Annotated in this window: 13 protein-coding genes; 8 read left to right on the forward strand and 5 right to left on the reverse strand. The window is 70.1% G+C overall.

Features of this window, described 5'->3' with window-relative positions; genetic code table 11:
• Positions 1-151: 151 nt before the first annotated feature.
• Both ELQ39_RS06745 and ELQ39_RS06750 read right to left on the reverse strand, forming a co-directional pair.
• A complete protein-coding gene (locus tag ELQ39_RS06745; protein WP_107476688.1) occupies positions 152-343 on the reverse strand; it encodes a DUF397 domain-containing protein in 192 nt (63 codons plus the stop codon).
• Positions 340-1242 carry a helix-turn-helix domain-containing protein gene (locus ELQ39_RS06750; protein WP_242591358.1) on the reverse strand — a complete coding sequence of 301 codons (903 nt, stop codon included), beginning with the start codon at positions 1240-1242 and terminating at the stop codon, positions 340-342. Before ELQ39_RS06750 ends, ELQ39_RS06745 begins: the two co-directional genes overlap by 4 nt.
• A 320-nt stretch (positions 1243-1562) precedes the next feature.
• Between ELQ39_RS06750 and ELQ39_RS06755 the strand changes: the two genes are divergently transcribed.
• The 3 genes from ELQ39_RS06755 (at position 1563) to ELQ39_RS06765 (ending at position 2840) form a co-directional block, all read left to right on the forward strand.
• Positions 1563-1766, forward strand: a complete 204-nt coding sequence (locus ELQ39_RS06755) for a DUF397 domain-containing protein (RefSeq protein WP_242591359.1) — start codon at positions 1563-1565, stop codon at positions 1764-1766.
• A 77-nt stretch (positions 1767-1843) separates the two neighbouring features.
• Entirely contained in the window at positions 1844-2311 is a 468-nt protein-coding gene (locus ELQ39_RS06760; protein WP_242591360.1) for a hypothetical protein, read from the forward strand.
• An 88-nt stretch (positions 2312-2399) separates the two neighbouring features.
• The gene (locus ELQ39_RS06765) at positions 2400-2840 is read left to right on the forward strand and encodes an ATP-binding protein (RefSeq protein WP_242591361.1); all 441 of its coding nucleotides are present in this window, start codon (positions 2400-2402) and stop codon (positions 2838-2840) included.
• Between the two features lie 83 nt (positions 2841-2923).
• Here the strand turns inward: ELQ39_RS06765 and ELQ39_RS06770 are convergent, their stop codons facing one another.
• Together ELQ39_RS06770 and ELQ39_RS06775 are read right to left on the reverse strand one after the other, a co-directional pair.
• Positions 2924-4021, reverse strand: coding sequence for a restriction endonuclease (locus ELQ39_RS06770; RefSeq protein ID WP_242591362.1), 1098 nt, complete (start codon positions 4019-4021; stop codon positions 2924-2926).
• Between the two features lie 159 nt (positions 4022-4180).
• The gene (locus ELQ39_RS06775) at positions 4181-5509 is read right to left on the reverse strand and encodes a hypothetical protein (RefSeq protein WP_242591363.1); all 1329 of its coding nucleotides are present in this window, start codon (positions 5507-5509) and stop codon (positions 4181-4183) included.
• Positions 5510-5861: 352 nt separating this feature from the next.
• Between ELQ39_RS06775 and ELQ39_RS06780 the strand changes: the two genes are divergently transcribed.
• From ELQ39_RS06780 to ELQ39_RS06800, 5 genes are all read left to right on the forward strand, one after another.
• The gene (locus tag ELQ39_RS06780) at positions 5862-6668 is read left to right on the forward strand and encodes a hypothetical protein (protein WP_242591364.1); all 807 of its coding nucleotides are present in this window, start codon (positions 5862-5864) and stop codon (positions 6666-6668) included.
• A 366-nt stretch (positions 6669-7034) separates the two neighbouring features.
• Positions 7035-9134 (forward strand): GmrSD restriction endonuclease domain-containing protein, encoded by a 2100-nt coding sequence (locus tag ELQ39_RS06785; RefSeq protein ID WP_242591365.1) that lies wholly within the window; start codon positions 7035-7037, stop codon positions 9132-9134.
• A gap of 78 nt (positions 9135-9212) precedes the next feature.
• Positions 9213-11027: a DUF4357 domain-containing protein gene (locus tag ELQ39_RS06790; protein ID WP_242591366.1), complete on the forward strand. Its 1815-nt coding sequence runs from the start codon at positions 9213-9215 to the stop codon at positions 11025-11027.
• Complete coding sequence (locus tag ELQ39_RS06795) at positions 11024-12277, forward strand: McrC family protein (protein ID WP_242591367.1); 1254 nt, start codon at positions 11024-11026, stop codon at positions 12275-12277. Before ELQ39_RS06790 ends, ELQ39_RS06795 begins: the two co-directional genes overlap by 4 nt.
• A 37-nt stretch (positions 12278-12314) precedes the next feature.
• Positions 12315-14450 (forward strand): UvrD-helicase domain-containing protein, encoded by a 2136-nt coding sequence (locus tag ELQ39_RS06800; RefSeq protein WP_242591368.1) that lies wholly within the window; start codon positions 12315-12317, stop codon positions 14448-14450.
• A 22-nt stretch (positions 14451-14472) separates the two neighbouring features.
• Here ELQ39_RS06800 and ELQ39_RS06805 read toward each other — a convergent pair whose 3' ends face one another.
• Positions 14473-16128 (reverse strand): N-6 DNA methylase, encoded by a 1656-nt coding sequence (locus ELQ39_RS06805; protein ID WP_242591369.1) that lies wholly within the window; start codon positions 16126-16128, stop codon positions 14473-14475.
• Positions 16129-16246 lie beyond the last annotated feature (118 nt).

Genomic DNA, 16246 nt, shown 5'->3' on the forward strand with positions numbered 1-16246 from the left:
CCCCACGCCTCCTTCTCCGACGACTTCCTGCGCTCCGGAAGCGGTATACGTCCGGTACCTCGGTCCGCACCTGCGTAACACCCTCACCTGACGCCTTGCGCTGCAAAGGGTGTGCCGTCCGCCACTTCGGCGGACGACACACCCAAGTCGCTCAGCGCTCCGACGCGAACCGTACGAACTGTCCCCAGCCTTCGCGGCCGACAGCGAAGGCCGGGCGGGTCACGTCCTTGGAGTCCCGTACGTGGACAGCCTGTTCGGCGATCGCGACCTCCACGCAGCTGTCGCCCTCGCTGCCGCTGTAGCTGGACTTGAACCAGGCGAGTTCCGACGTACCGCTACTCATAGCTCTCCTCGGAGTCGCTCCAACAGGTCCCGGGAGTCTGTGGGGTTCAGGGCCTGCGAGCGCAGTGTGTCATAGCGCTGGCACAGCACGGTCACCTCTTTCGCGTCGGAGATCAGCCGCCCGTTCTTCTGCCCCTCAGAGTAAGCAAGCCGCCGCCCCTCCAAGGTTTTCAGAATCTGCAACGGCCCATCCAGACACGCGTGCAACCGCGCCTCCACCGGCACCACCTGGAGCGTCACGTTACGCGGAGCCGTGAGCTCAAGGACGTGGTCCACCAACCCACGCATCGCCTCGGCATCACCAAACTGCCGTCGGAACACGTGCTCCTCGACGATGAAGCTGAACGGCACCGTGGGCCGCTCCCTCATCGTCGCCTGCCGCTCCATCCGTGCGGCGAGCTGCATCTCCAACTCCTCGTCCGTCCGCAGGGGGATAGTGCCCTCGAACACCGCCCGCGCACACGCCTCCGACTGCAACAGCCCCGGAACCAACCGGCACTCATACGTGCACAGACTCACCGCCTCCCGCTCCAACCTCGCCCACCGCCGGAACCACGCCGCCAGCCCCGCCTCCCCCCGCGTCAGATGCCGAGCCGCCCTCCGCAGCGCCCCCGTGTTGCCGAGGGCCTCCTCCGCCCGCTCCACGAACGCCTCGTCCGGCATCCGGCGTCCCAACTCCGCCGACTCGACCGTGTGTTTCGAGTACTGGACCCTCGCACCGAGGTCCGCCCGGCTCAGCCCCGCGTGCTCGCGCAGCGCCTGGATGACGGCCCCGAACGTCCGTAGGCTGTCCGACGGCTGCGGCTCCCGCTCCCACTCCCCCACCGGCCCCGCCGGAACCGCCCGCATACCGCCGACGCTCCCGGCCGCTGCCTCCCCCTCGACCCCGACCACGTCCATCCGCCGCCCCTTTCCTCGACTCCGCACCGCGCTGCGCCGGCCGCCTCTCACGCCGCCCGCGTCCGCCTCCAGCCTGACGGATCATCAGACGTACCGCCCACTCTTCGTGTCCGTACGCTGACTCAGCGTACGGGGTGCCACACTCGTCCCCGCCCCCGTCCGACCGCCACTCTGAGGTCACGGAGATCCGGGACGAGCCGTCCGTGTCTACCGCTCACCTGCGGAAACACCCAGGCGGCACGCCCCCTCCGTGCACTCCCGCCCCCTACGGGCGGCCGGGGCCGGACCCGGCCGCGTCAGACGAGCTGGAAGGTGCAGTCATGCAGAACGGAACCAGCGCGGCCTCGTTCACGAAGGCGTGCGGCGGCCCCTGCACGGAAGGGTGCGTGACCCTCGCCCGGATCGGCGAGGACGCCTGGGCGCTGGGCGACAGCAAGCGGCCGGACGCAGAGCCGCTGCGGTTCACCACGGAGGAACTGGACGCCGCCGGTATCGACCCGGCCCGCTTCGGCCTCGGCGCCTGACCCTCCTCCCCCCTGTCGCCGGCCGGACCGGGTCCCTCCCCGCGTCCGGCCGGCGCTCCGCCCTCCGGGAGCAGCACGTGCACCACCATGCCTACCTCTGGACCGGCCCGAAGGCGCGCTTCGACGACGAGGCCCTGCGACGGCCTCCGCACCCCGACCCGCCCCCGGCCGGGAGCAGGCCGGAACTGATCGAGCGCTACCGCCAGGTCGCCGCGGAGTTCCGCCCGTCGGACCTGCCGCCCCTGGAGACGGCGTACTGGCTCGTCAAGCCCCGCTCGTTGGTGCGGGGCACCTGGGAGGACGCGAAGGAGGCGGCGACCTGGTTGGGCGAGCGCCTGGCCGAGTACGCCCCCCGGTTCGCCGCGGAGCACGACCGGGACACCGCGCGCCTGGCCCTGCTGTTGGACGCCGCCGCCGAACGGCTGCACGCGGGCGGTGACATGTCGTACGGCCACTACCTCGAACGCCCCTCGTACCTCGCCCTCGCCGTGGTGACGTGCTCCCCGAACCGCGCGGCCCTCGAACTGCCGTGCCCCTGCGCGTAGAAGACCGCTCGCTCCGGCTCCGTACGCTCACTCAGCGTACGGGGCTCGGGTCTCGCCTCCGCCCGTCAACTCCCGCCACGCTGACGCCATGAACCAGGCAACACCTCACGTCGGCGCCCCCGTCGGCACCTTCACCCAGCTGCTCTCGTCCACACGGCGCGGCGCCCGTCTCGCGCGGCTCCTCGCGGTGACCGAACTGCGTTCCTGGGACGTCTCGCAGGACCTCACGGAGCGTGCCGAACTCGTCGTGGCGGAGCTGGCCGCCAACGCCGTCCTGCACGGACGCGTGCCGGGGCGCTGCTTCCGGCTCACGCTCACCCTCGACCCGGCGGCCGGCCGCCTCCGTATCGAGGTCAGCGACGCCCGCGGGGACCTCCGCCTGCTCCCCCGCCCCACGGACACCGACCCACTCGGCACCACCGGACGCGGCCTGACCCTCGTCACCGCCCTCGCCGACCACTGGGACTGCGTCCCCTACCCGCCCAGTGGCAAGACCGTCCGGGCGGACCTGCTCGACACCATCCCCTGATCACTTCGCCGACCGACCGCGCCGGCTTTCCCACCCGGCCTCGGCAGACGACCTCGATCACACCAAGCCGACCACCCTCGGGATCAGTACAGGAGGTCCAAGTCGCTGAACGGTGTTCTGGGCCTTCCGCTGACCTCACGGAACTCGTCCGGGTCGTAGTGAAGCCGGAAGGTGTGAGTGTGTCCGCCCTCGACCCAGTAGACAGTGATGGCGGAGAGCAGGTCACGCGCCGTCCGACGGGTGCGGGACCTGATCCCCTCTTCCTGGTCGAGAATCCAGTCCTCGACGTACTCCGGGAGGCTGAAGGTCAGCGTGTAGGCACGTCCTTCACGGGGTTCGAGGGACCAGAGGGGATGCCCTGCGCTCCGCTGGCTCCTGCGCACGCGCACTGCGTGAGTGGGATGTGCCCGCGCGTATCTGAAGAAGTGCTCGAGGTCGTCGGAGACGAGCCCGAGGACGAACGGAGCCGCGGGAAAGGCGAGTACGAGCCCGAGCGGCAGACGCTGCAGGTCGGCCACCAGCGTGTCGAGCGGACGAGTCACCGCGGCGGAGCTAGGCACGGGGTCCTCGTACATGTCCAGCAGGTGGCGGCGTACGTAGTTGCGGATCCTGTACACGGCGGGCCGCTGACTCGGAGGCATCGACTTGGTCACGTCGTAAACCGCCTCGGCAGCGTCCTTCACCAGCTTGCACAGGGGGTTGAAGTCAGGCAGCGACAGATCGATGAGCGAGATCTGATGGGCCAGCGCGAACTCCTGCGCGTCCCGCGTGAACCCTGACGTCGAGAAGATCGCGTAACTGTAGTGGTAGCGCGTCCTCGGGCGCCGAGGACCCGCACCGTTGCCCAGCGTGGTGACGTCGCCTGCGTTCAGATCGTGCACGACACCGTGGCCGTTGCGTACGACACTGAGTCCGACCGGGGGGCTGGTGAACTTGGCCTCGGCGAACAGACGGATCGGGAGCGAGAACGGAGGGACGTAGGGGAACTCACCCAAAGCGTCCGCCTGGTGCCAGGCCCCCCGTCCCCGGACCACCAGCCCGTGTTTGCGCTTCTCCAGCACCTTCCACGGGGGCCTGGCCGTGTCGTCCGCCTCCGTCAGCAGACGGTATCCACTCGATCTCAGCAGCCAGGCGAGCACCTCTTCGAGCAGGTACCCCTTCAGCGTTTTCAACCCCACCATGCGGTGACCTTAAGCACCATCCACCTGATCACTCCTCAGAACGCCGAAACTCTCACCAGCATGCGTGCGGGCGAGGATGCGACGCACGTCGGGCAGACTTCCCCGCCGAGCCACACGATCGCGCCGGAGCCACGCACCCTCACCCTCCCCTCCGCAGCGCTATGCCTCCGCGGGCAGCGCCGGGAACACCACCACCGAGCCGTCCCGGTCGCGGGCGATCTCGATCGCCACGTCCGCCGGGCGGCCGTTGAGTGCGACGCCGTCGCCCATGCTGCGGAGCTGGTATGCCGAGCGCAGGAGCCGGTCGACCTCAGCGTTCAGGAGGACGGGGCGCTTGCTGCTCGGGCGGGCCAGCTCAACCGTCGACAGACCCAGCAGCACTCCGGCGATGCCCTTCTCCAGTTCCTCAAGACGCTGCTCGTCGTCCTTGAGGGCACGGGCGAAGTTCTCGAACAGGTTGTCGGGCTCGCTCTGGGCCCGCTCGACCGCCTGGAGGACGTTGACGCGTCGCTTCAACGCGATGGCCAGCGAGACCAGTTCGAGGTGGGTGCGGAACACTCCTCCCTGCTCGTCGATGCCGGGGAACACCTCGGTCAGCGAGCCCATCTCGACGGGCTCACCGGCGGGCAGCTTGTCGAGCGCGCTCCGCCAGCGGGCGAGACGGATGTCGGCCTTGCTCAGGGCCGTGTCGATGGCGTGCACCGCGGAGTCGAGGCCCAGCGAGACACCGAGCCTGCCCTGGTCGAGCAGGATGGCCGTGGCCTTGTCGATGGCGGGACGGCAGCCGTTGAGTGCGCTGTGCTCGTCGTCGAGCTTGTCGGCCTGGAGCTGCTCCAGAAGGTCCGTGATGTGCTCGATGGCCTGCTGCCGCTGACGGTCGGCCCGCGCGCTCACGCCGACGGCCACCGCCATGAGCACGAGCGGAGCGGCCACGGTGAGCACCGCGCCGCCTGCGGCGGCGGCGCCGGCAGTCGCACCCGCGCCACCGACCGTGCCGGCCGCGGCAGCGCCGCTGACCGGCACGAGGTTCGCCTTGGCAGCGAACTGGCCGGTCGCCGTATGCACGATGTCGCCGTAGAACCCGCTCGAGAGCCCGGGCCCCTTCGGCTCCGCCCAGCGGACCAAGCCCTGTCCCATCTCGGCCGCGACCTTCGCCGGGACCACCACGCGGCACAGGAGCTCTCCCGACGCCGTCGCCTTGGCAGCCGCAGCGGACGTCTTCGCCGACTCGGTGATGAGCTGCGACAGGTGCTGCGCAAGCGGGCTGGCGGCATCGAGTGGGATGCCCCGGCTGCGGTCGAGCTTGTCGGGCAGCGGGTGCGCCTCCAGCGTGGCGATCCGCTGGTCTGCCAGTGCCGCGAGCACACCCCGCAGTTCACTCAGCCGCTCCGCCGTCATCGGCCCGTCCCCGATGACTGCCGGTACCTGGACATCGCGTGTCGCCAGCGTCCAGACCGGAACGTTCGGTGCCTTGCGGTAGTCGATCATCGTCCCCCCAAGTCTTCCCCACGTCAGCCCGTGTCTGACGTCCCAGCAGAACGGTATAGCCGAATCAGCACACCGTCTGTCACTCGGTCCCCATCAAGCGCCTCTCGGCACAGCCGGTCGGCGCGACGACGCGAGCAACACCCAGCATACACTCTGTTGACACTGCCAACACGTCGATCTAGCGTTGCCTGCATCGGCGGGTGTCGTCGAGGGGGACGGCTTCCTCGTCCGTGCCGTGGACGAGACGCACAGCGTGTCACTGTTGGGGGATGGCTTGACGCGGAACCGGGTACGTCTCAGCGGCGGCTCGAGCTGGCAGACGGACTTCCGTCGCAGGACAACGGGGCGCCCCGTGCGCACCGCCATGGACGTCGCCCGCCTCCACCGAAACGTCAACCACATCCTCCTGGACCTGCAGCGCGCCGTGGACACGTACGCGGTGGCCGAGGCGGCCGACCTCTACGGGCTGGCCTGGTCTCAGGTGGCCGAGGCACCGCCCAGTGAGACCCGGAAGCAGCGGGAAGAACTCCAGGCGTTCAAGAAGGTGATCAACTCCGCATCCTGGCTGGAGGAGGGGCGCCGGCGCGCGGCGACGGCCGAAGTCCGGCACGAGCCCCCGGCCGGGCAGCGCTCCACGGCGCGTCCGGGGCGCCGCCCTGCCGCGAAGCGCGCGAACGGTCAGGTGCCGCGTCGTGAGGCGAAGCCTGCCACGGAGACCGCGGCGCACCGCGCGCCCTCACCGGCGGACGGTTCCGGTGCTCGGACACCGGTTCGTCGTGACGAGCCGCCCCTGTTGGGGACCGGTCAGCTGTCGGAGATCGCCACCGAGCTCCGCCCGCTGCTGGAACAGACCGCCCGCATGGGCGCGACCACCACCTGGTCCCGTATCAGCAAGCGCCTCCCCGGACTGCCGCGGCTCCACCGGGACGACCAGAGCGTCATCCTGTGGCTGGTGGACGAGGAGCGCCGTGAGGGCGAACCCCTTCTCTGTGCTCTCCTCACGGTCGGCGACCGGCAGATGCACCCCCGTTTTCCGGTTATCGCGGAGCAACTCGGCTTGCCGTGCTCGGGCACTGCCGCGCAGCAACGGATGACGTGGAGCTACGAGGTTCTGAAAGTCCACCAGTACTGGCGGCATCGGCGTCCCAGGCGCGACTGAGAGAGCCGGCTGCCCGTCGGGCGATCGGACCACGGACGGATCGAGTGGAGTCATGGGAAACGACTGGACACGGCTCACCCAAGAAGCCGGGGAGCTGGGCGGGCCTGACGACTTACGAGGCCACTACAGGACGAAAGGGCGAGTGGAGGCCACTGCCGGCGTCCTCGCCCTCACCCTGGCCGGGGCGGGTCTGAAGTGGGCCGTCGGCCGACTGCGCAACCGGGACGACGAGTCCGGATGCGGCGAAGAAGCGGCCGAATCGACACCTGTCGAAGTACCGGAACTGCGACCGCCGCGTTGCTCACCATGACCGGCTGATCCCACAGTCCGCCAGTTTCATCCACACTTCCCGAGGAGACCCGGCCGATGGCCACCGTGCTGTTCAAGGACACGACCCACCAGGTAGCCGACCTGATCACCGACATCCGGCGTGGTGAGATCGCCTTGCCCGACCTGCAGCGGCCTTACGTGTGGCAACCGGCGAAGGCGCGCGAGCTGTTCGACTCGATGTACAAGGGCTTCCCGGTCGGCTACCTGCTCTTCTGGGAGACCGGGATCGAGCCCGGCGCACGGCAGATCGGCGAAGGGGCCAAGCCGGAGGCGGCTCGCCGGCTCATCGTCGACGGCCAGCAGCGCCTCACCTCGCTCTTCGCCGTCATGACCGGCACGCCCGTGGTGAGAGAGGACTACCGCACGACACGCGTCCGGCTCGCCTTCCGCCCCTCGGACGACACCTTCGCCGTCACGGACGCGGCTATCGAGAGGGACCCCGAGTACCTCCCGGACATCAGCGTGCTGTGGGACACCGCCACAGGACGCCGCAAGGTCATCCGTGACTTCCTCGCCCGCCTGAACGACAAGCGTCCCCTCACCGAGGCCGAGGAGGACCGCATCCAGGACGCGCTCGACCGACTGCACGACCTGGAGAGCTACCCGTTCAAGGGGGTGGTGCTCTCCGCCGACATCGACGAGGAGCAGGTCGCGGAGATCTTCGTCCGCATCAACAGCGAAGGCGTGAAGCTCGACCAGGCCGACTTCATCCTGACGCTCACCTCCGTGTTCTGGGAGGACGGACGCCGCGCCTTGGAGGAGTTCTGCCGGCAGTCGCGTACTCCCGCGCTCCACGGTGCGTCACCCTTCAACTGGTACATCAAGCCCAAGCCGCCCCAGCTGCTGCGCGTGGTCGCCGCCGTCGGCCTGGACTCCGCCGTGCTCAAGCAGGTGTACGCGACCCTGCGCGGACGGGACGCCTCGGGGAAGCTGTCCCCCGAGCAGCGCGAAGCACGCTTCGAACAGCTCCAGCAGGCGCAGAAGCACGTCCTCGACCTGCAGCACTGGCACGAGTTCTTCCTCTGCCTGGAGCGCGCCGGCTTCCGCGGCGAGAAGATGATCTCCAGTCAGAACGCGCTGCTCTACAGCTACGCGCTCTGGCTGATCGGCCGTGTCCGCTACGGCGTCCCCCTCGACCGGCTCCGGTCCGTCATGGCGCGCTGGTTCTTCATGGCTCAGCTCACCGGCCGCTACACCGGTTCGGTGGAGTCCCAGATGGAGCACGATCTCGCCCTGCTGCGGGACGTCCCGCACGGCGACGCGGACGGTTACACCACCACCCTCGACCGGGTCGTCCGGGAAACCCTCACCTCGGACTTCTGGACCATCACCCTGCCCAACACGCTGAACAGCTCCGCCGCCAAATCGCCCGCCCTGCTCGCGTACATCGCGGCTCTCAACATTTTGGACGCGGACGTCCTGCTGTCCGACGTCAAGGTCCGTACCCGGCTCGACCCGGCCATCCTCGCGCGCAAGGGCGTCGAACGGCATCACCTCTTCCCCCGGAAGTACCTGCAGAACACCCTCAAGATCACCACGAGCACACGCATCAACCAGATCGCCAACATGGCGCTGCTGGAGTGGAGCGACAACATCTCCATCTCGGACCAGGCGCCGGCGCAGTACTGGCCCGCGCAGCTGGCCGCCAAGGGGCTGCCCGCCGACGTTCTGGCCCGTCAGCTCTACCTGCACGCGCTGCCGGAGGACTGGCCGTCGATGGACTACGACACCTTCCTCACCGCTCGACGCGCCCTGATGGCGCAGGTCGTCCGTGACGCCTTCGGGCAGCTGGAGAGCGACTCCTACCGCCCCGTCTACAGCCCTCCGTCGGTCGTGCCCGAGCAGCGCACGGCGGGCCGGCTCCCCTCCCGCCGGATCAAGCTGTCGGAACTCTTGGACGCCGGCCTGATCAGCGCGGGAACCGTCCTGACCCCGGCGTGGGAGGAGCACGAGCAGGTGGCCGTCGTCGACGAGCAGGGCCGCATCCGGATCGACGAGCAGATCCACGACACCCCGTCCGGAGCCGCCAACGCGGTCGGCGCGGGCACCAACGGCTGGACCTTCTGGCTGGCCGACACCCCTGAGGGCCAGGTCACGCTGGCCGACCTGCGCGCGACTCTGTCCGAGGAAGCCTGAGACCGCTCACCCCAACGCGTTGACAACGTCAACGCGTAGTCTGTTTCCCGCAGGCCCGCCCTTCTGGAAGGTCACCCCATGCCCCACCCCGACCGCCTCCCCGGTACGCCCGACTTCCGCATCAAGCTGCCGCAGGACGGCGCCGAGGCGCGCGGGTACCTGCTGACGCCGTTCGGCGGCAACGGCACGAACAAGTTCCTGCTGCGGGAGGGGTCCCTCGTGACCGCCGACGAGTGGCCGGGGCTCGGCCGCCACGCGCGCCGCTTCCGGGCGGAACTCCGCGCGGACGGCGCCCTCGTGGATGCTCCGGCCGTCCCCGGCCGTATTCAGGACGCGCCCGCACGCTGGGTGGTGACCCGGGACATCGAGTGCAACTCCTCGTCGGCCGCCGCCTCGCTCGTGTACGGCTACGACGCCTCCGGGCCGGAGTCCTGGCGCACCGACGAGGGCCATCCGCTCTCCGACTACCTGTCCACCGGTTGGCGTCCCCCGCTCAAGGCGTGGCTGGTGCGCGGCTCGAACGTCTCGGGTCACAACCTGGTGCGGCAACTGTGGCTGAAGGAAGGCTTCGTGTCGCTGTCGGGCGCGCACCTGCCCCCGCTGGAGGAATCCGACCCGACCAAGAGCGCGCTGCGCCGCTTCGTCGAGGAGGGCTACGAGGGAGCGGCCTCGTACCACCAGAAGCAGGGGCTGGTGGACGAGTTGCACGCCTTCCTGACGCAGATGCGTGTCGGGGACACGGTGGCGACCTACGACGACGACCGGCTCTACCTCGGCCGGATCACCGGGGACGCCGTGCAGACCACGTCGCCCGGCGGGCTGTCCAACCTGCGCCGGCCGGTCACCTGGCGCACGGACGGTCACGCGTACGACGAACTACCGGGAGAAGTGCGGCAGAAGCTGTCCGTGCAGCACGACGTGGTCGATCTGACCGGCGTCCTGGACGCGCTGGACGGGCTGGCCGGTGAGGCGGCCGGCACGGACGAGGCCGAGGTCGCGGAGACCCTTGAGCGGCCCGCGCCGAAGGAGCTGGCCCTGCCCGAGATCAGCGACGCGCTCGCCGACGAGCTTCTGGTCCATGACCGGGCGTGGCTGGAGGAACTGCGCGAGCTCCTGCTCGACGAGAAGCAGCTGGTGTTCTACGGTCCGCCTGGCACGGGCAAGACATTCCTGGCGATGAAGCTGGCCGAGTACTTCGGCGGCGGCCCGGAACAGGTCAAAATCGTGCAGTTCCATCCGTCGTACGCGTACGAGGACTTCTTCGAGGGGTTCCGGCCGGTGGAGGATCCGGAGACGCGGGAGGTGGCGTTCCGGCTGACCGCCGGCCCGCTGCGGGAGCTCGCCGACCTCGCCTCCCGCGAGGGCAACCGGCACGTCCCGCACTTCCTGATCATCGACGAGATCAACCGGGCCAACCTGGCCAAGGTGTTCGGTGAACTGTACTTCCTGCTGGAGTACCGGGACCGGTCCGTGCGGCTCACCTACTCCGGGGACGACTTCCCGCTGCCGCCCAACCTCTTCGTGATCGGCACGATGAACACCGCCGACCGGTCGATCGCCCTGGTCGACGCGGCCATGCGGCGCCGCTTCGCCTTCGTGGAGCTGTCCCCGCGCACCGAGCCGACCGCCGGGCTGCTCGGACGCTGGCTCGAGCGCGAAGGGCGCGACCCGGAGCCGGCCCGCCTCCTCGACGCCCTGAACTCCCGGGTCAACGACGCCGACTTCGCAATCGGCCCCTCGTACCTGATGAAGCCGGGCGTGTACCGCGACGGCGGCCTCGAGCGGACCTGGCGCACGAAGATCCTGCCACTCCTCGAAGAGCACCACTACGGCGAGGGCATCGACGTCGCCGCCCGTTACGGCCTCGACTCGCTGCGCGAGCGGCCGGCATGACCGCACCCGTGCCGGATGTGGTGCTGCACGAGTACGGGCCCGCCGTCTCCGTGCCGCTCGGCGCCGCGGCCGGCCGGGCCCTCGCCGCCTCCGGCATACTCCAGTCCGCCACTCCGGACCCCGCCCGGGACGGGCACTGGCTGCTGCGGGCGGGGAGCCGGGTCGGCGCGCTCCGCACGCCCGGCGGTCCGATCGTACGGATCATGCCCAAGACCCCGGTGAGCCGGATCTTCTTCCTGCTCGGGTTCAGTCTCGACCCGGAGCGGGCCTGGCGCGACGACCGGGAGGGCACCGTCGACACCGGCGCGTACGACGACGTGGTGCCCGCGCTCGCCCACGCCGTGGAACGACGGATCGACGCGGCACTGCGCCAAGGGGTCCTCCAGGGTTACCGGGAGGTGGAGGAGTCCTCTCTGGTGGTGCGCGGGCGGATACGCGAGGCCGACCAGATCCGGCGGCACTTCGGTCGCACGCCCCCCGTGGAGATCGCGTACGACGCCTACACCGCGGACACCGCCGAGAACCGCATCCTGCGGGCCGCCGTCGAGCGGCTCCTGCGGTTGCCCGGCGTTCCCGGACCCGTGCGGCGGCGCCTGGCGCACCAGCGGGTCCGTCTCGCCGACGCACTGCCCCTGGTCAGAGGACAGGAACTGCCGCGCTGGCAGCCCTCCCGTCTCAACTCCCGCTATCAGCCCGCCTTGCGGCTCTGCGAGGCCGTCCTGCGGGGCTCCTCGCCGGAGCACCTGCTCCCAGGCGCCGATCCGCTCGCCGTGGACGGCTTCCTCTTCGACATGAACCAGTTGTTCGAGGACTTCATCACCGCCGCGCTGAGCGCGGCGCTGAAGGAGCGGGGACTGGCTCCTCGTCCGCAGGACCCCCACCACCTGGACACCGCCGGCCTCGTGCGAATCCGTCCCGACCTCGTGGTGCGCACCCGCGACGGCCGAACACCGGTCGCCGTCGTCGACGCCAAGTACAAGGTGGAGAAGGCCGACGGCCGTCTCAACGCCGACCTCTACCAGGCCCTGGCGTACGCCACGGTGCTCGGCCTGCGCGAGGCACACCTGGTCTACGCGGCCGGGCGGGAGCCCACGCGCTTCCACGAGGTGCGCGGTACCGCGGCCGGGGCGGACGGAGGCGGACTGCGGCTGTACCGGCACAGCGTCGACCTCGCCCGTGAACCGCGGCAGCTCCTCTCGACCCTGAGCGACATCGCCGTCCTCCTGACCCGTGCCTGCTCCTCCACGTGATCACGACCACCGGCCCGACGGAAAGGAAAGACACCGTATGCCCCAGCTCGCCTTCGCCCAGAGTTTCTGGGACGGCTACGAGTCCCTGGAGAAGCCCGTCAGAGCCGGAGTGCGCAAGGCCATGGCGAAGTTCCAGGCCATGAGCGCCGCAGAACTCAACGCGGACAAGGGACTGCACCTGGAGTCCGTCGAAAATGCCCGTGACAAACGCATGCGCACCATCCGCATCACGGACTTCTGGCGCGGCGTCGTCCTGGCGCCCGACGACGGCAGCGACGTCTTCCTCCTCGTCAACGTGCTGCCGCACGACGACGCCTACACCTGGGCCGCGAAACGCCTCTACAGCGCGAACTCCGCGACCCGGGCCCTGGAGGTGCGCAACGCCGTCGCCCTGGACGAGCTGACCCCGGTGTACGAGAACGCGGCCCGCTCCGCCTCCCGGCTGCTCTTCGAGCACGTCTCGGACGGCACGCTGCGTGAGCTCGGCATCGACGACCAGGTGCTGCGCGCCGCGCGCTCCTTGGCGAGCAAGGCCCAGCTGGAGGCGTTCTCCACGCTCCTTCCGGAGGACCAGCTGGAGGTGCTGCAGTACCTCGCCGAAGGCTTCAACCCGGAAGAGGTGTACCGGGACGTCGTGGCCGTCCGCCGGCCCGCCGACGCGCCCGCCGAGCCGGTCGAGGACCTGGCCACGGTGATCGCCAACACCTCTGCGCGCATCCGCCTGGTCACGGGCCCGCGGGAGCTGGAGGAGGCCCTGGACAAGCCGTTCGCCGCCTGGCGGGTCTTCCTCCACCCTTCCCAGCGACGCGTCGCCTACCGCGCCTCGTTCGGCGGCCCTGTCCAGGTCACCGGCGGCCCCGGAACGGGCAAGACGGTGGCGGCCCTGCACCGTGTCAAGCACCTGCTGGGACGCTCCGACGACAGCCGCGTCCTGCTCACCACGTACACGAACGCGCTCGCCGCCGGACTGCGTGACATGCTCGGCCTGCTGCTCGACGAGGACGAGAAGCTGCTGGTGCGGGTCGACGTGACCACCGTGGACGCCTTCGCCAACGGTGTGGTGCGGGCAGGGTCGGCGAACGCACCCAAACCGGTCGGGGACCGGGACCAACGGCAGCTGTGGGAGAAGGTCGTCAAACAGCTCGACCTGCCGTTCACCGCCCGGTTCCTGGCGCAGGAGTATCGTCACGTCGTCCTCGGTCAGGACCTCCGCGACCTCGACGCCTACCTCGGCGCGAGCCGCCGGGGACGCGGCACCGGTCTCGGGCCGGCGCGCCGCCGGGAGGTGTGGAGCGGCGTCGAGCGTTTCGAGCGGCTGCTGCGGGACCGCGGTGAGACCACGCACCTCGGCATCTGCGCACGCGCCGCGGATCTCCTGGCCGAGGGGCCGGCCCCGTACGCCCATGTCGTGGTCGACGAGGCGCAGGACCTGCACCCCGCGCAGTGGCGTGTGCTGCGTGCCGCCGTGGCGACGGGTTCCGATGATCTGTTCATCACCGGCGACCCTCATCAGCGGATCTACGACTCCCGTGTGTCGCTCGGCTCCCTGGGCATCGCTACGGCCGGCCGCAGCTTCCGCCTGCGCGTGAACTACCGCTCGACCGAGGAGATCCTCACCTGGTCGGCGCGGCTTCTGGCGCCCGTTACGGTCGAGGCGCTGGAGGGCGAGGGCACGGACTCGCTCGCCGGATACCGTTCTCTGCTGCACGGGCGCCACCCCCGGGCGCAGGGCTACGCCACGCGTCAGGAGGAGACGGAGGCCCTGGTGGACCGGGTGCGCGAACTGCTGGACGACGGCCTGGCCCCGCACGAGATCGGCGTGTGCGCACGCTTCAACCTCTCCCTTGATGCCGCGGAGGAGAAGCTGAAGACCGCCGGGATACCCGTGGTCCGGGTCAAGGGCCAGACCGCTCAGGGCGCCGAGGGAGTGCGGTTGGCGACGATGCACGCGATGAAGGGGCTGGAGTTCCGGGCGGTGTTCGTGCTCGGTGTCGGCGAGGGATCAGTCCCCTTCGCCCGGGAGATCACCCCGCGCGAGGCGGACGCACCGCAGCACGAAGCCGACCTGCTCCGGGAGCGGTGTCTCCTGTTCGTCGCGTGCACGCGTGCCCGGGAGGCGCTGAGTGTGACGTGGAGCGGTGCCGCGAGCCCGTTCCTCGCGCACGTCGCCTGATGATCCGGCCGGCGGCCTGGCCTCACTTCTCCGGTGTCAGGGCGCCGGTCGCCAGCCCTTCGCGGGCGATGTCCGCGAGCCGGCGGCTCAGCTCGTCGACCTTGCGAATGCTCTCCTCGAACTCTGACAGGACCCGGAAGGCCGATCCGTAACGGCGCTGATCGTCGATGCCCATGCGGGGGACACGTGAACCCTTGCCATCCAGGCGATACGTGCCACTGGCGCTCGTGGATCTGCGTGCGTTGACGGAACTGCGCAGGAAACCCTGCAAATAGTCCGTGTCGAGCTGGTCGCTGGTCGAGACCGGTTCCGCGCCGTCGTACGCGACCAGACCGGCGCGGGCGAGCTCCGCGACGCTGGTCGTGGCGACGTCCAGTGCACCCGGTCCGTCGCCGGGGCCGAGCTGGGGCAGAAGGGCGGCCAGCCGGCCGAGTTCCTCCGCCAGTTCCTCCCGCAGGGCGGCGTACTCACCGGGGTAGTCGCGGTGGAGCGCCCTCATGTGTCTGCCGGGTGTCAGGTCGACCGTGTCGTCCATGAGCTCGATCAGCGGCACGTCCGCGACTTGGTCGGGGCGCGGGTCCAGGCTCGCGTCGGGGTCGTTGTCGGTCAGGTCGACCATGCGCACCGTTCGGTTGCCGTCACCGGCGTTCGCGTTCGCGGGACGCCGCAGGCACCACAGGTGAACCGGCAGGGCGTGGGAGGTCGCCGTCCCCGGCGGAAGGGCGACCACCTGGCACACGATGCCCCTGCGGACGAGTTCGGCCCTGATGCGCCGGCCCGCCTTGCGGTAGGCCACCGAGGCGGGCATGACCATGAGAACTCTGCCGCCGGGCGCCGTGTGGGCGTAGGCATGCTGGAGCCAGGCGAGCTCGCCCTCGGCTTTGGACGGCGTGCCCAGTTCCCAGCGGGCATCGAGCAGCAATTCCTCCCGGCCCCAATCGGTCACGCCGGCAGGGGGGTCGCAGACCACCAGGTCCGCCTTGACGTCCGACCACTGGTCCGCGCGCAGCGAATCGCCCGCGACGATGCGCACATCCGACCGGCCCATGAGGTCGGCCCGGTGCTGCGCGAAGCGCGCGCTGTCGGCATCCAGTTCCTGCCCCCGACAGTCGGTATCGACGGCGGGCGCGACGGACAGGAGCAGCGATCCGATGCCGCAGGCCGGGTCGAGAACTGTCGCGTCGGCCGGGAGCTCAGGAGCGAAGTGGCGGACCGCACGCACCAGCCTTTCGGACGTCACCAGGTCGGAGCCGGAGCGCCGGGCCGAGTCCATGAAACGTTCCGCCAGTCCGTTGGCCACGTCGGCGGGGGTGTGGGTGCGCAGGAGCTCTTGCACACGAGAGGCGACGTCCTCCGGCGGCGCGGGTGTGTCCTCTCCGGCCAGCAGCGCGGCCACGTCGGCGAGGCCTGTGAGCATCTGCTCCCCGTACGCGGCCCGCATCGTCTGCCAGAGTTCGACCTCCGGTGAGACCTCCTGGCCCTTGCGCTGCTTCTCGAGCCAGGCCTGCACTTCGCTCATCGCGTAAAGCGGGCTGTTCGCCGATCCTCCGGCCGGCGCGGGGAAGTCCTCGTAGCGGCGCCGCCAGTTGGAGACGGCGGCCCGGGTGACGCCTGCCAGCCGAGCGATCTCGGAGCCGGTGACAAGGGGCCCGGCCGAAGAAGCGGCGTTGTCCGTCATACGCCCAGCGTACACGGGGTGCGACCAGGACCTGAGAGTAAAGCGTGTTGACAAATGCTACATGTCGCGGAGGTGCGCCGAAGGTACTCGGCTGATTCTGGGCCTGACACCCGGGTCA

Source organism: Streptomyces sp. GB4-14, from assembly GCF_022696125.1.
Lineage (GTDB): Bacteria > Actinomycetota > Actinomycetes > Streptomycetales > Streptomycetaceae > Streptomyces > Streptomyces werraensis.

What these genes read in the sequence shown, in the direction of transcription:
- ELQ39_RS06745 (WP_107476688.1), bottom strand. Translation starts at nt 343, where the DNA reads ATGAGTAGCGGTACGTCGGAACTCGCCTGGTTCAAGTCCAGCTACAGC.
- ELQ39_RS06750 (WP_242591358.1), bottom strand. Translation starts at nt 1,242, where the DNA reads ATGGACGTGGTCGGGGTCGAGGGGGAGGCAGCGGCCGGGAGCGTCGGC.
- ELQ39_RS06755 (WP_242591359.1), top strand. Translation starts at nt 1,563, where the DNA reads ATGCAGAACGGAACCAGCGCGGCCTCGTTCACGAAGGCGTGCGGCGGC.
- ELQ39_RS06765 (WP_242591361.1), top strand. Translation starts at nt 2,400, where the DNA reads ATGAACCAGGCAACACCTCACGTCGGCGCCCCCGTCGGCACCTTCACC.
- ELQ39_RS06770 (WP_242591362.1), bottom strand. Translation starts at nt 4,021, where the DNA reads ATGGTGGGGTTGAAAACGCTGAAGGGGTACCTGCTCGAAGAGGTGCTC.
- ELQ39_RS06775 (WP_242591363.1), bottom strand. Translation starts at nt 5,509, where the DNA reads ATGATCGACTACCGCAAGGCACCGAACGTTCCGGTCTGGACGCTGGCG.
- ELQ39_RS06785 (WP_242591365.1), top strand. Translation starts at nt 7,035, where the DNA reads ATGGCCACCGTGCTGTTCAAGGACACGACCCACCAGGTAGCCGACCTG.
- ELQ39_RS06790 (WP_242591366.1), top strand. Translation starts at nt 9,213, where the DNA reads ATGCCCCACCCCGACCGCCTCCCCGGTACGCCCGACTTCCGCATCAAG.
- ELQ39_RS06795 (WP_242591367.1), top strand. Translation starts at nt 11,024, where the DNA reads ATGACCGCACCCGTGCCGGATGTGGTGCTGCACGAGTACGGGCCCGCC.
- ELQ39_RS06800 (WP_242591368.1), top strand. Translation starts at nt 12,315, where the DNA reads ATGCCCCAGCTCGCCTTCGCCCAGAGTTTCTGGGACGGCTACGAGTCC.
- ELQ39_RS06805 (WP_242591369.1), bottom strand. Translation starts at nt 16,128, where the DNA reads ATGACGGACAACGCCGCTTCTTCGGCCGGGCCCCTTGTCACCGGCTCC.